The sequence below is a fragment of the Azospirillum sp. TSH64 genome (assembly GCF_003116035.1).
In the GTDB taxonomy this organism is placed as follows: domain Bacteria; phylum Pseudomonadota; class Alphaproteobacteria; order Azospirillales; family Azospirillaceae; genus Azospirillum.
Genome location: NZ_LGQW01000015.1, coordinates 1,212,372 through 1,225,652 on the forward strand (window position 1 = coordinate 1,212,372; position 13,281 = coordinate 1,225,652).

General features: G+C 56.9%; 12 protein-coding genes and 2 pseudogenes. 9 read left to right on the forward strand and 5 right to left on the reverse strand.

What is annotated here, in order from left to right:
- Window positions 1–53: 53 nt before the first annotated feature.
- The 7 genes and pseudogenes from hxsB to TSH64_RS07020 form a co-directional block, all read left to right on the forward strand.
- On the forward strand, window positions 54–1,496 hold the full coding sequence (gene hxsB / locus TSH64_RS07005) for a His-Xaa-Ser system radical SAM maturase HxsB (protein ID WP_109096127.1): 1,443 nt from the start codon (window positions 54–56) through the stop codon (window positions 1,494–1,496).
- On the forward strand, window positions 1,496–2,683 hold the full coding sequence (gene hxsC / locus TSH64_RS07010; RefSeq protein ID WP_109096128.1) for a His-Xaa-Ser system radical SAM maturase HxsC: 1,188 nt from the start codon (window positions 1,496–1,498) through the stop codon (window positions 2,681–2,683). The genes hxsB and hxsC overlap by 1 nt, the downstream gene beginning before the upstream one ends.
- Window positions 2,680–3,345, forward strand: coding sequence for a His-Xaa-Ser repeat protein HxsA (gene hxsA / locus TSH64_RS07015; RefSeq protein ID WP_109096129.1), 666 nt, complete (start codon window positions 2,680–2,682; stop codon window positions 3,343–3,345). The genes hxsC and hxsA overlap by 4 nt, the downstream gene beginning before the upstream one ends.
- A gap of 60 nt (window positions 3,346–3,405) precedes the next feature.
- Window positions 3,406–3,990: a hypothetical protein gene (locus tag TSH64_RS35270; protein ID WP_146208005.1), complete on the forward strand. Its 585-nt coding sequence runs from the start codon at window positions 3,406–3,408 to the stop codon at window positions 3,988–3,990.
- A gap of 375 nt (window positions 3,991–4,365) precedes the next feature.
- A complete protein-coding gene (locus tag TSH64_RS35275; RefSeq protein WP_146208006.1) occupies window positions 4,366–5,067 on the forward strand; it encodes a hypothetical protein in 702 nt (233 codons plus the stop codon).
- A gap of 196 nt (window positions 5,068–5,263) precedes the next feature.
- Entirely contained in the window at window positions 5,264–5,530 is a 267-nt protein-coding gene (locus TSH64_RS36580) for a helix-turn-helix domain-containing protein (protein ID WP_146208007.1), read from the forward strand.
- A gap of 286 nt (window positions 5,531–5,816) precedes the next feature.
- Window positions 5,817–6,091 (forward strand): annotated as a pseudogene (locus tag TSH64_RS07020) (transposase); the annotation flags it as partial.
- A gap of 197 nt (window positions 6,092–6,288) precedes the next feature.
- Here TSH64_RS07020 and TSH64_RS35285 read toward each other — a convergent pair.
- The 5 genes and pseudogenes from TSH64_RS35285 to TSH64_RS07040 all read right to left on the reverse strand — a co-directional run bounded on the left by TSH64_RS35285 (window position 6,289) and on the right by TSH64_RS07040 (window position 11,671).
- Entirely contained in the window at window positions 6,289–7,335 is a 1,047-nt protein-coding gene (locus TSH64_RS35285; RefSeq protein ID WP_146208008.1) for a hypothetical protein, read from the reverse strand.
- A 279-nt stretch (window positions 7,336–7,614) separates the two neighbouring features.
- A pseudogene (locus tag TSH64_RS07025) lies at window positions 7,615–8,419 on the reverse strand (IS5 family transposase).
- 153 nt (window positions 8,420–8,572) lie between these two features.
- A complete protein-coding gene (locus tag TSH64_RS07030) occupies window positions 8,573–9,619 on the reverse strand; it encodes a nuclease-related domain-containing protein (protein WP_158285357.1) in 1,047 nt (348 codons plus the stop codon).
- Between the two features lie 10 nt (window positions 9,620–9,629).
- Window positions 9,630–11,129 (reverse strand): SEL1-like repeat protein, encoded by a 1,500-nt coding sequence (locus TSH64_RS07035; RefSeq protein ID WP_109096132.1) that lies wholly within the window; start codon window positions 11,127–11,129, stop codon window positions 9,630–9,632.
- Window positions 11,130–11,362: 233 nt separating this feature from the next.
- Window positions 11,363–11,671: a LysR substrate-binding domain-containing protein gene (locus TSH64_RS07040; protein WP_109096133.1), complete on the reverse strand. Its 309-nt coding sequence runs from the start codon at window positions 11,669–11,671 to the stop codon at window positions 11,363–11,365.
- Window positions 11,672–11,794: 123 nt separating this feature from the next.
- On the opposite strand from TSH64_RS07040, the gene TSH64_RS07045 reads away from it, so the two are divergent.
- Both TSH64_RS07045 and TSH64_RS07050 read left to right on the forward strand, forming a co-directional pair.
- Entirely contained in the window at window positions 11,795–12,562 is a 768-nt protein-coding gene (locus TSH64_RS07045) for an IS5 family transposase (protein WP_109096134.1), read from the forward strand.
- Window positions 12,563–13,065: 503 nt separating this feature from the next.
- Window positions 13,066–13,251, forward strand: a complete 186-nt coding sequence (locus TSH64_RS07050; protein WP_146208009.1) for a hypothetical protein — start codon at window positions 13,066–13,068, stop codon at window positions 13,249–13,251.
- Window positions 13,252–13,281: the final 30 nt, after the last annotated feature.

Below are 13,281 nucleotides of genomic sequence, written 5' to 3' on the forward strand. Positions count from 1 at the left end.
TCCCCTTTGCACCACTGGCTGACTTTCGTCCGAAGGAACCGGGCTACCAACTGATGCCTTTTCGGTTCACGCGCATCCCTGGCGTCGACGGAAAGGTGCTGGTTACGTCCGAGGTCGGCGAGTTCGAGTTCCTGGACGAGACCGACTTCAGAGGCTTCGCGGCCGGGACGCTGAGTCCGGCCACCGATGCCTACGCGGATCTTCAGGGGAAGCATTTCCTGGTCGAGGGCGATCCCTCGACCACCCTCAGGATGGTCGCTGCGAAGTACCGAACCCGGAAGTCCTTCCTGAAGGGTGGACCAGCCCTTCACGTGTTCGTGGTGACGCTCCGGTGCGACCACAGCTGCCGATATTGCCAGGTCTCCAGGCAGACGGCCGACCAGGCACGATTCGACATGTCGGTCGAGACGGCAGCCGCGGCCATCGACCTGATGTTCCAGACGCCGTCGCCGTCCCTGACGGTCGAGTTCCAGGGTGGCGAACCCCTTCTTGCGTTCGCGCGCATCCAGCAGATCGTGGAAGCGATTGAGGAACGCAATCGGGTCGAGGGTCGCGCCATCACCTTCTCGATGACGTCGACCCTGCATCAGGCCGACGGCGAGGTGCTGGAGTTCCTCCGCCGCCACGATTTCCAGCTTTCCACCTCGCTGGACGGTCCCGAGACCTTGCACGATGCCAACCGGCCCCGGCCCGGCCGAGAGTCCCATCGGCGCACTCTGGAGGGTATCGGCCGCGTCCGGGAGGCTCTGGGCGAGCGCAGCCTCACGGCCCTGACGACGCTCACCCGTGAGAGCCTGAAGCACCCAGAGGCCATCGTAGATGAATATGTCCGCCTTGGGTTCCCTTCCATCTTCCTGCGGCCTCTCAGCCCGTTCGGTTTCGCCGCCAAGGCGGCACAGCGGATCGGCTACGGGATGGAGGAGTTCCTGCCCTTCTACGAACGGGCGCTGGCCTACATCCTCGAGCTCAACCGCAAGGGCGTTGCGATCCAGGAGGCGTACACGGGCTTCCTCCTCAGCCATATCCTGACGCCGTTTCCGACCGGCTACGTCGACCTACGGTCGCCGACCGGCGCCGGTCTGGGCGCCCGGGTCTACAATTACGACGGCGACGTCTACGCCTCCGATGAAGGTCGGATGCTGGCGGAGATGGGCGACCATAGCCTGCGGCTCGGCACCGTCCACGACAGCCATGCCGACCTCATGAACTCCGAGGGCATGCAGCTGCTGCTCGCCACCGGCGTCGCTGAGGCGCTGCCCGGCTGCTCCGATTGCGCCTTTCTGCCTTACTGCGGCGCTGACCCGGTCTTCAACTTGGCGCGCGAGGGCGACCCCGTCGGCCATCGGCCAACGAACGCCCATTGTGTCAAGCACACCGGCCTGTTCCGGATCCTGTTCCGCTACCTAGCCGAGGCCGACCCGCACGTCGTGAGGACCTTCACGTCCTGGGTGACCCAGCGGCCGGTTCGGCGCCTGCCGGACGCGGAGGCCGCCTGATGCTTCCCCTTCACACACGGGCGGTGATCTCGGGTGCCCTGTCCCGGCAATTGCTGAAGGTCCTGGACCTCGCTGAGGCGTTGCGGGGAGACGTGCCTCATGAGCAGGTCGCCGTGCACCTGGATGACGGCATCGACGTTGACACCGGCGTCCTGCGCGACTTGCGCTTCGCCGCTGTGATGCGGCCGGGTGCCACCGACAGGCGCCCAGACGACGTCCTGCCGGTCATCTGCGGGCTGAGCAACACCGACGTCGTGAATCCCGGCGACGTCATCCGGGTGCGGCAGGACAGCGGGCAGCTGAGCGTGCTCTACCGGCGCGGGGCGAACGCGAATTCCCTGTTCCTGACCGTGCAGTGCAACAGCCGCTGCCTGATGTGCAGCCAGCCGCCGCGCGATGAGGACGACCTCTGGCGGGTCAGAGAACTCTTGGACCTCATCCCGCTCATCGACCGGGATCTGCCGCAGCTGGGTTTCACCGGTGGCGAGCCGACGCTGCTCGGCCCGCTGCTGCCGGAGCTCATCCGCAGCTGTAAGGCGGCGCTGCCGTGGACCGGCCTGCACATCCTGACCAACGGGCGCAACTTCGCCGACCCTGCCGTCGCCGACAGCGTCCATGATGCAGCCGGGTTCGCAACCTGGGCCATTCCGCTTTACGCTGATGTGCCGTCTCGCCATGACCATGTCGTCCAGGCTGCGGGCGCCTTCGACGCGACTGTCAACGGCATCTACAATCTGGCTGAACGCGGACACGCGATCGAGATCCGCTTCGTCGTGCATGCGCAGACCCTACCGCGCATGCAGCACTTCGCGGAGTTCATCTGGCGGAACATGCCGTTCGTCAGCCACGTCGCCTTCATGGGACTGGAGCCGATGGGCTTTGCCAAGGTGAACCGGGACCTGCTGTGGGTCGATCCGGTGGACTATGGCCCAGCGCTGGCCGAGGCGGCTTGGCACCTCCAGGACCGCGGCATCACGACGTCGATTTACAACGTCCCGCTCTGCGTCCTGCCCAAGGCCGCTTGGCCGCTGGCGCGTCAGAGCATCTCCGATTGGAAGAACGTCTACGACCCGGCTTGCGAGGGGTGCTCGATGCGGCCGCGCTGCTGCGGGTTCTTCGCGTCCCACGGCCCGGCATGGCGAAGCCGGGGCATCAGGGCATTCAGGTTCGATGAGGCAGCGGAATGAAGAAGAACTGGACCGACTACCTGAAGCAGGTGCTGGGTTGGACGGCGCCGACGGCGGCCACCCTGTCGAGCATCTGGTCGCCCGTGCAGGCGGGGCCGCTGCCGGTCCTATTGCCCGAGGCGCACCCGTCGAACACCCGGCTTCAGCCGCTGACGTTCGTGATGCCGAACCGGATGGAAGGCCCGGAGATCTACATCGGTCATCGCAGCCATTCCAGCCACCGGAGCCATAGCAGCCATCGGTCGCATTATTCGAGCGCTGGCGGTTACACGTCGCCGTCCTATTCGGCGCCAGTCTATTCACCTCCCCCTCCGCCACCCCCGGCACCGGTCTACAACGCGCCCTCGATGGTGACGACACCGTCCTGGTCCAGCCCGTCGAAGACGACGACCGCTCCTTACCAGCCGCCTGCACCGGCGTCCGGTTCGGCTTCTTCAGGAACCACAGCAGCGCCTCGAGCAAGCCAGCAGGACGCCATCGCGATGACGATGCGGGTCCAAGTCGAACTCATGAGGCTCGGCTACTACAAGGGCAAAATTGATGGGAAAATGGGACCGGGGACCAAGGAGGCGTTGCGAGCATTCCAGCGGGCTGAGGGGCTTGTAGTCACAGGGATGATGGATAATGCGACGTTGGCAAGGTTGGGGTTTGTCGGAAAGTAAATATCCCTCAGAGGGATTCGAATCTAGCAAATATCGCAATCATGTTGGGAATTGAAAGCAATGTCCGATAACTATGTAACTATTTGGGGATTTTCAAATCCGACCTTTAATGCTCCACCTATAAGAGCTATCAAAGAGCAGTGGTCAAATATTAAAAATGACAATATAGTCAATATAATGTGTTCTGAAGAACAATATCTGGAATTTCAGAAATTTATTATAAGTAATTTAGTGACGGCAAGCGGGAAATTACCTATTTCTGAAAAAAATGTTTCGAAACCGGTTGGTTTTAGTATTCGTGCTGGTATGGTTAAGAGTATGATACTGACTGCTGCCACTATAATAGAGGCTGGACTAAGATACCACGCTCACGCTCGCGGGTATGTTTCAGAAAAGGAAAAATCTGTAACTCTTGGTAGACTTAGAGATATTTGGAAAAGCAAAGGATCAACAGATATTAGTCACCTTTATGATACTTTGGATGTATTGACGGATCGCAGAAACACAATACACGCCTATAAAGCCGAAGAATTTAGATTAGGAAACGATTATGAAAGATACTGGAAAGGTATAGTAATTGAAGAAAATTTGATTTTCAACAAGGCGGAACTAATGATTGCCGAAATAAAGAAAATAAAGTCATAGGACGTGGATGAATGTTATTAATGTACATAATCGAAAATTTGTAGAAGCGTATAAAAATGATAATAATAACTTCTTCTAGAAAAGGCATATAACCGTATAATATTTATCATGATCTTCGAATATTAAATGTGATAGTCCGGTACATTTTACAAACATGGTTGAGTTGAGCTTTGTTTTGTCTAATGGAGAAGGAAACTAGAAATGCCGAAGCTACCTAGTAAACTGCCTTTTGGAACTTCCCTGGCTAGGCAGGTCGCAAAACAGAACTTGACTAGGTTTAACAATATTTTCTGGGTTTCAGAGAGATCGAGGAGACATATCCGATCCGGGTTTTCGTCAATACACTTTCCTTCTCCAGGGCCAGGCGTCCATGGGGTGTTTGCTTCATCCGCTGATTGGGAGAGCGCTGCCGATGAGTTTCGTGACTGGACTCGACAGCATGTTTTATTATCTGCCGCATCGTTGCTGGAAGTTTACCTAAAGTCAATTTCAACAACCGCTTTGCAAGCAAAGCCGGAATTAACTGATCGCTCGTTGACCAATGTCGACGGTTATCGGTTCGTTCTTAAGAAGGCAAAACCACCATCGAATTGGAAAAAGGCTCTCGACAGTCAAGTGAATGAATTTGTAACTGGTCTCTGGGCGGACCGGTTTCGTCAACTTGAGATCGTATTTGGTAAGCTTCCAGAAAAGTTGAAGGTGCTAGAGCCCGCTTTGCAGAATATTCAAAACAAACGAAATCGTATCGCGCACCAGTTTGGTGTTGATGCGCCACGGAATGCCCCTTGGGATAATATCTCTCATGTTTCGGTGGGAGCTAAAGATTGCGAGTCTGCAATAAAGACGGTGTCGGAATTTATTTCTGAAGCAGATACTAATGTTTTTGGGCATATTGTCGGATCGCATGAGGTTCTTGCTATTTATCATCACTGGGCACAGAAAGAGCCAAATATTAACCAGTACAAGGTATCTGGTTCCTGTGCAGCAAAATTTTGTGACTATGTTGGTCAATTGAGCGGTAGAGGAATAGGGAAAGATTATGTCCAGGAGGTTATAGAATATTATGAAAGCTTGTAAAAAATCAATTATAAATTCTCTATGAGGTGGTATTTCTTTGGCTGTAATTCATGAATTCAAATGCTTGTTGTAATAATATATACTGGTGCTCCCGTCAGGAAAACTAGAGCGGATTGGTTAGCATTCAAATCGGGGGATTTCCAGGGTCGCGCAGTTGTGATTCAAGTTTCGAACTGGTTGGAGGAGGCCAGTCCGGATGCCGAAAGCACTGTGGGTCGATCTTCGTCGGTGTCTGGTGGAGGCGGTTGCCGCTGGAGCCTCTTGCCGGGCGGCAGCGGCGCTCTTCGAAGTCGGAGTTTCCTCGGCGATCCGCTGGATGATGCGTGCGCGAACACTCGGTGACCTGACCCCGGACAAGCGCAGCGGCAATGTCCGCTCGCATCGGATCGACGGGTACCGAGACCTCATTCTGGGCTGGATCGAAGATAAGAGTGTCTATCAAAACCCCGGTCTGACGCGCTGAAGGCATTGATTTTCTTCAACATCAGACCGGTTGTGATGTGCACTCTAAGGTTGTGATGTGCACTCTAAGTCCGACCTGACTTTGGTGGAGGTTGCCGCGAGTCTAGACGAGGCTGTGCAGTATCGGCCACTGCCCAGTGTCATGTGCCGGTTCTTCCAGCGTCACGGCGTGACGCGGTAAAAAGACGGCGCACGCTGCCGAACAGGAGCGAGCGGACAAAGCTACCAGCCCAAAGCTTGGCTCGATGCCCGCGGCCGGATCTCGGCTGTTGAGCGTCACCGCCCCGATGACGCTCGACGCTATGGGCGGTGCGGCCTTCCTCGCTTACATCGAGCGCATTCTGGGGATGACGCTGAGTTACGGAGACGTCGTTGTCATGGACAACTTGCCCGCCCACAAGATTCCGGCCGTGTGGGCGGCAACCGAGCGGACAGGCGCCGTCGTGAAGCTCCTGCCACCCTATAGCCCTGACTTTAACCCGCTTTCTCCAAGATCAATATGCACCTCAGGAAAGCGGCCGCAAGGTCCCTCCCGAAACTGTGGGATGCCATCCGAGATGCTATCAACAGCGTGGCCCCAGGCGATAGTTGAGCTTTCTTCACCGCCGCCGGTTATGACTCAGAATAATCGGAGTATGCACTAGAATTTACCGGCTCCGGCCCGTATTTTCCGCAAGGCATATCTTGCCGCTTAGCCAGCCTCTTTGCCGTCTTCAGTGCCATCACACAAACAATCGGTGCGTGGAGGGCGAGACTATATTATATCGGGGTTTTCTCCCTCGGAGGGGATTTATCTTTAGACACAACAGCCAAGCTGAGGAGCATTGCTCTTTGATCGGCATTCAAGGCACACAAAGCCTTCGCAACAGCATCCCCGGTGCTTCGCGCTTGTTGTGGTCCTCGGATGGGCACATCCATTCCCTGGAAGGACATAACCACATCATGTTCACTGTTCTGAAAATGAGGCTCTAAGGTATTGTCTGATTCTATATTAAACTGGATTGGTTTAACTGCGGACATGTTGACCAAATCTACAGCAGATTCGAGGTGTGTTCCAATTAATGCGAGTAGTTGCTCTGCGTTGCTTACGATCTCGAGACGCTTTGCCACCTCGTTGTGATGGTAGCAGTCGTTTCGCGCTTCTCTGACCCTCTTGAACATGCCTTTGAAAACTGCTTCAGTCAAAGGGCTACCGTCGCTCAGAGTCGAGCGTAGTGACTTCGAAATGTCAGTCCAGTGCTCAAAAGTGAGCCTTTCTAGATCAGAAAGGGTTGACAATTGTAGAAGATGAATGCCACTTGAAGCCTTTTGGACTTTGCCTCTTTCAAAGTTTGGCCCGTCTATTCCTCTTAGAAGGGCGTTGATCGAATCATAGATTCCGAAGGAGACGGACCTGCCGTTGATCCCCTTGAACGCCGAATATCCTGCAAGGCCTTGGGCGGCCTCCAATACCCCGGACCACCAATTTCGTGTCTTATAATGATCTTCCATCCATGCTGCGACGTGACAACGATACCCCGATTCGAATTCGTGAAGCACCGGAAACAGTTGCGCCTGCTCGGCAACCTTGCGATGGTAGACACGGTCTAACCGCGCACCAATCTGCATCGGGTTTCCTTGTTTTTGCGCGCTCTTTATGGCACCGCGAAGCTCCTTGAGGGCGTTTCGGAGTAGATCAATGTTTGCCCGGGCGGCCAAACGGCGCACAGAGTGCCGCTCAGCCTTGCCGAGAGGCGCTTTCAGTTTAAGGGGCGCTCTCACTTCCTGCTCCAGGAGTTCATCAATAAAACGGTCCAGAGCGTCCATTTGGGGTACACCGATTGGTCTAGTCCCGCGCATTATAAGGGGAGGCTGACAGCCTCGCTAGAGAAACATCCTTGACGATGGACGGTTTTCAGCATATGTTAGCTTCACTCCGCCGCGATGCTTCTTCAGTGGGCTGTGTCAGGGAAGGTAGGATCCAGAACTGGACGCGGTTGAGTCTAAACGATCTCCGAAGTGCCTGTGAAGGTACTTTCGCAAAAAGAGCCCGTATGGGCTCTTTTTGCGTTTGTAGCTTAGCAGTGTAGGTCGTGTTGGCAAAGTTCAGAGCCATCGAAAAATCGCTGCGATGTTGATCGTGGCAAGATAGTTAATGGCGCGCTTTTCATGCAGTGTCTTGGTTCGCCGGAACTGCTTCAACTTGTTGAGCAGCCGCTCGACGCGATTGCGTTCGCGATAAGCGTCGCGGCCGAAATTTGGGTCAGGCCGCCCATTGCTTCTGGTCGGGATCAACGGCTGGATGCCGTGTCATCCCAGAGCGGAGCAAATGATGCCGCTGTTGTAAGCCTTGTCGGTTGCTAGCCGGTCCGGCTTGAGGCGTGGGCGTCTGCGGCCCATCTGCTTGATCCAACCGGCTCCAATAAGCGTGGCCAAAGCCTTGCTGTCGTGCATCTCACCGTCGGTCAGGGTGAAGGTCACCGGTTTGCTGAGACCTTCGGCGTGGATGTGGTCTTGGTCGAGAAACCGCCGCGCGAGCGAGCACGTGTCTCGCCGTCGATCCCCTTTTTTTCGCCGCTGGCCTTACTGGTGCCACCCGCGTGCTGATGAGCTCGAACAACGGTGTTGTCCAAGAAATGCAGGCTTCAATCCACCCGGCCCCGACGGTTGGCGCAGGCCTGCAACGCTTCCAAGATGCGTTTCCAAATCCCCGCACCGCCAGCGGTATAAACCGGCTCGCCACCGTGCCGAATGAGCCATACCGTTCCGGCAGATCCCACCACAGCACTCCACTGCGGGCGATTCACAGCATCCCGTTGATGATGCGTCGGTGAGAGTGGTTTGGGAGGCCTGCGCGCGGCTTCTCCGGAGGAAGCCGTAGCACCAGACGCTCCCATTGAGAATCGGTCAGTTCGTAATATTCTGTTCATCACAACTAGGATGGGCTTCTTCAGACTGCTACAAACTTTGTTAATGCAAATTAATATTAAATGTGCGAAAACTGTTATGGATGTTATATTTAGATGTAACATCTAAATACTGAATCAATATAGCTTTTAGTGTGTTACTTTTTGCCTGTGGCCGACAATGTGATATTGCTTGGTCGAATTGCGCGCAGCGGTGACAGGTTCACTGGAACATCATCGGTTTCATGGCTATGGGCTAATTTTGTTTTCTGCTCTTCCAGGCGCTGGCTATGCTGTGCGCGGAGTACCTGTTTCGACTGGCGGCCGGATTGCGATGACAGGTCCCCCCAAGCCCGTTTGGTTTCCTCGTCCGGAATAGAGGTCCGATCCCGCGCCACCAAGTCAGGAAGTTCGTCAAGGGTAAAAACCCCGTCAGGCTTGCCTTCCGGAAAACGGGCGTGAGTAAAAACGATAACTGGCCGGAAAGAAGACCGACTGTAGGTACCATGGAGAACACCTAAATGATGTTCATTTTGACGTAATGGGTTTTTCAATACCTTTGTATCATGGCGTTTCACCTGTTGCCACTCTGTGTCAGTGGCTTTGCCAAGGACATCTCCGGACCAGCCTTTTGTCTCGATGACCCAGATATGGCTTCCCACCAGAGCAAGGTGATCGATCTCGGTGTGGTGACCGCGATGGGGCACGTAGATCTCATGTAAGACCGGAATGCCAAGCCCTCTGAGGATCTCGTCCACCTCAAGTTCAGCTTGGTACCCGCTTTCCCTGCGTGCTGCTTCTGCATCCTCGGTTGAGATCCTCGGTGTAGCTGCGCTTGATCGCTCCCTCCAGTGCGGCCTTGAACGGTCCGTTGATGTCCTGCGGCTAGTTCTGGCGCGTCCAGTACTGGACTTACGCCAGAGCAAAAAGGCCAAAAGAGCGGCTACCCCCCAGACCCAGTAAATCTCGGAAGCACTGGTCACTCGAAGTGATTCATTGCGCTGAACGGCAGCAGGAGACAGGACCGCCGGTGGAGGGGTGGTTGCGACGGGAGGCAGGCTATTCGGTGGTGGGCTACGATACGCTTCGTCGATGATGATGTTGCTCAGATCGTTCAGGTCGCGCGGCGTCCCGATGGCCTCCGTGGACGCCAGCAGCCCAGATAGAACCATCAAGGCAAGGGTAAGCGGACGATGCCGTTCCATGGTTCCCTCCTTAAAACCGACCAGACTGCTGAGCAGCCTTGCGCCGGACGGCATCTTGGCGGGCGTTCTCGATCTCCTGCTCCAACTGGCGGACGGCTTCAGGAACCTCATAGACCAAGAATGGACCGGTCATGTGCTTTCTGCCTGCTCGAATGATGACATCACCGCGCCGCCAGACATGTTCCTCGTCGAGGCCCGATCGTCGGACCGAGCTCGGACCGTATTTCTGCGTCAGCATCTCGATGAGACGTTGACCATTAAGGTAGTCGAAGTTGTTGAAAATGTATCGGGCGATTGCAAACCGGGCTCCTTGAGCGTATCCGACTTCAAGGTTAATCGCTCCGTCGAGCAAGGTCTTCCCGTCGTACAGGTCGAACCAAGTTCGATAGTTTGCCAAGCCCTGCATGTTGTAGCGCCCGGGCCATTGGTTGTTGCCGCTGCTGATGTCGCGAGCGCCAAGTGCCGAAAGCGCTCGTTGCATGGTCGACCGATCAGCTGTCGTAAGGGAGACACCGAATAGTACGAGTTGCTGGTCACCGGCAGATCGCATGCTCGACGTTGTAGACAGCGGGCCAGCTACTGGAGCAAGGGCTGTCAGGGTGGTCGCATTCATCCACCCGATCACCGCGTCCGGGGTTGCGATCATCGACCACTCGCCTCGGCGCGCCAGGACATAGACCGCTCGATCCTGTTCTATCTGCGCGACCACTTGGGCCTTCGCCGTGGGGTCGGTTCTCAGGTTTGCTTTGGGCGACTTCACTACCATGACTTTGTCGGTCTTGTAGCCGACGTCGATCTCAACGGCCCGCCTCCACCTGTCCCAACCGGCCAACGCTGAAGGGGGCACTGGCGGCTTCCCATTTGATAATGTCTCGAGCAGATGGCGCAGTTGAATAGCCCGTTCATCTCCGGCCGAGACAGATGTCTCGATAAGGAGCGACGCCTGGTCGAAATCCTCAGGTACGCCACGCCCTTCCAGTTGGAGCATGGCCAACAGGGTCGTGGCTTCCATATGCTTTGCACTGGCTGCGAAACGCAACCACTTGGCGGCTGTAACGGGATCCGATGGACCGCCAATCCCGGCGTCGAGCAGTAGGGCAGCTTGGTACTGTGCTTCGACGTTACCGTCGTCACCGGCAGAGACCAGCCATCGCCGGGCATCACTTTGATCATTGTCCTGGCTTGGGTGGCGTGAGAGTAAAATTCCAAGGCCGAGTTTCGCGCCTATATTACCTTGTCGGGCAGCCTTCTCCATCCAAGTCCGCGCCTTCTCCAGGTCCCGTTGCACACCGCGACCAGAAAGGTAGAGGGAACCGAGGTGTGTTTGAGCAGTCGGGTTGCCAGCAGTGGCAAGGGGTAGGAGTTCTTGAGCGGCCGTGGTGAAGTTGCCACGCTCATGTGCCTCCTTCGCTTCGGTCAGCCCAGCTGAAGCTGAAGAAGCGTTGACGAGCAACACACCCAGCGCAGCTGCCGCGAAGATCTTCTGCCGCAGAAATCTGGAAAAATGCATCTGGACGCAAGGTTGTGGTGGGCACCAAGAACATCATAAAACAGGCGAGAGGAAATCAGCAACCTATAGCTCTTGCAGCATTCTCGTTCGAAACTGCGCTTTCCTGCTTTTCTGCGTGAATGTGCCAAAAACCTCAAAAGCAGTGTAAAATCAGTGCGGTGGAGCGATGGTGTTGTATTGGTTTGGACGGGCAGTGGCCGATTCAAGGTTGGCGTCGCCAAACCACTTCTGGTTCAGATGCGAGTTATCAGGTCAACACTTCCCGTCGGGTGGGGCAGCTTCATGTCAGGTAGGCGGCAGCGGTCAGCCATGAAATCCACAAAAGCGCGTACGCGTGCAGGCAGGGGACTTGGACCTCCGAGATAGACGGTGTGGATGTCCTCGCTGCCGCCGGGATGCACATCCTCCAGCACCGGCATCAGCGCACCAGAACCGATGTCGGCGTCCACCTGGAAACGTGCTAGTCGCGCCAGCCCGACGCCACCCAGCGCGAGCAGGCGCGCGGCCTCTCCGTCGCTTGCTCGTGCGATGACGGGCGGCATGTGTTCTTCGATTCCGTCGCCGTTTCTTAGAGGCGGTTTCCAAAACCTTGATCTGACGATACCCCTCCGGAAACCCGCTGATGTGCTGTCGGTTTCCTTTGCCTTTGGCACAGAGAGGCGGGCATGGGACCGACAGCTGCGGACTTGGTGGCGAGGATCATTGACTGGGTCGACGATCGACCTCGCGGCCCTGGACGTCCGCCGATGCCCACTGCGGAGGTCATCGAAACGCTGCGCTTCTTCCTACGTGAGGGCGTCCAGTGGCGTGAGCTTCGGACGGCGGACGGGCGCGCCTCAGGCTCAACCCTCCGCCGCCGCCTGGACGAGTGGCACACGACGGCGTTGCTCCGCCGTGTCCATGCCGTCCTCGTTCGAATGGCGCGCTCCGGTCCCGATGCCGCCGCTTGGGACGTCGTGGTCGACAGCTGCTCAGTACGGGCTAAGCACGGTGGCGAGTTGACTGGCCCGAACCCGACCGACCGCGGCAAACCCGGCACCAAGTATCACGTGGTCGTCTCGACTGACGGCCTGCCGCTGGCGGTCATGCCGTCTGCCGCCAATGTCCATGACACCATGCTCTTCCCCGACTTGCTGCGCTTGGCCCAGGTCGTCTGCGCCGCCATCGGCAGGCTCTACGCCGACGCAGGCTACGACAGTGCCGATAACCGTTGGCTCTGTTTACGTGACGGGGTTCAACCGCACATCCGCAAGATCGGCGAGCCCCACGGCTCAGGGCTCGGCAAGGTCCGATGCGTTGTCGAGCACGGCTGCGCTTGGCTGCTCGCGAACAAACGCCTGGATCGACGGCAGGATAGGCTCGGACGGGTCGTCCTCTCCTTGCTCACTGCCGCCGCCATCTTCATCATCGCTAACCGCTTCAGGGCATTCTGAAAACCGCCCCTTATTGGGGAGGCTCGCCTCCTGGTGCCGACCATCGCGTCTGCATTGACCGCCTATTGATTTGCTACGCGGGAAGAGCCGCCCGGGTCTAAGTCAAAAGAATGCTTGCCAGCATGGTCGATGCGGTTGGCGTGCGCATCGGACTGGCACAGCCCGGCATCGACTCCCTCGACATAAAATTTCCTCGGATTGTTTGGCGGCGTCCCCAATGGCGTGGAGCAGGAGCATCACATGAAGGACAACACTTTCGTGGCTCAGGCAGGATACGTGATCCCTTGAGACACGACCCGGCTTTGCCCTGCCGCATGCCCCGAAAAGGTGATCGGGGTGAACGAACTGTATGAGGACGGGACCGAGCGTCTCGTGACGCTGTCCTACGGGCAGTTCCTGCGGGTGCCCGCCGCGCGCTGAAATCCTTCAGGATCTTCTGAACTGACCAGCCTGCCAGCGTTCCCACCGGCTCGAAAGACAACTCCATGGCCTCAGCGAGCGACATGAGCAACGGATTCACCAGGGAGTTCCATGAGCCCACGGTGATGGATTCAGGCACGGATGCGGCGGTCAGCGACGAAGCACTTAATGACCCGGCTGAGGCAGCAGCCTACGAACTTCTCCGCCGCGCGCTGGAAGCTGCGTACCCCTCCGCCGAGCACCGCCTTGTGACCGAGCGGGGAAGCTGAATCATGGGGCCTGTCCCTATGGTTATCCCT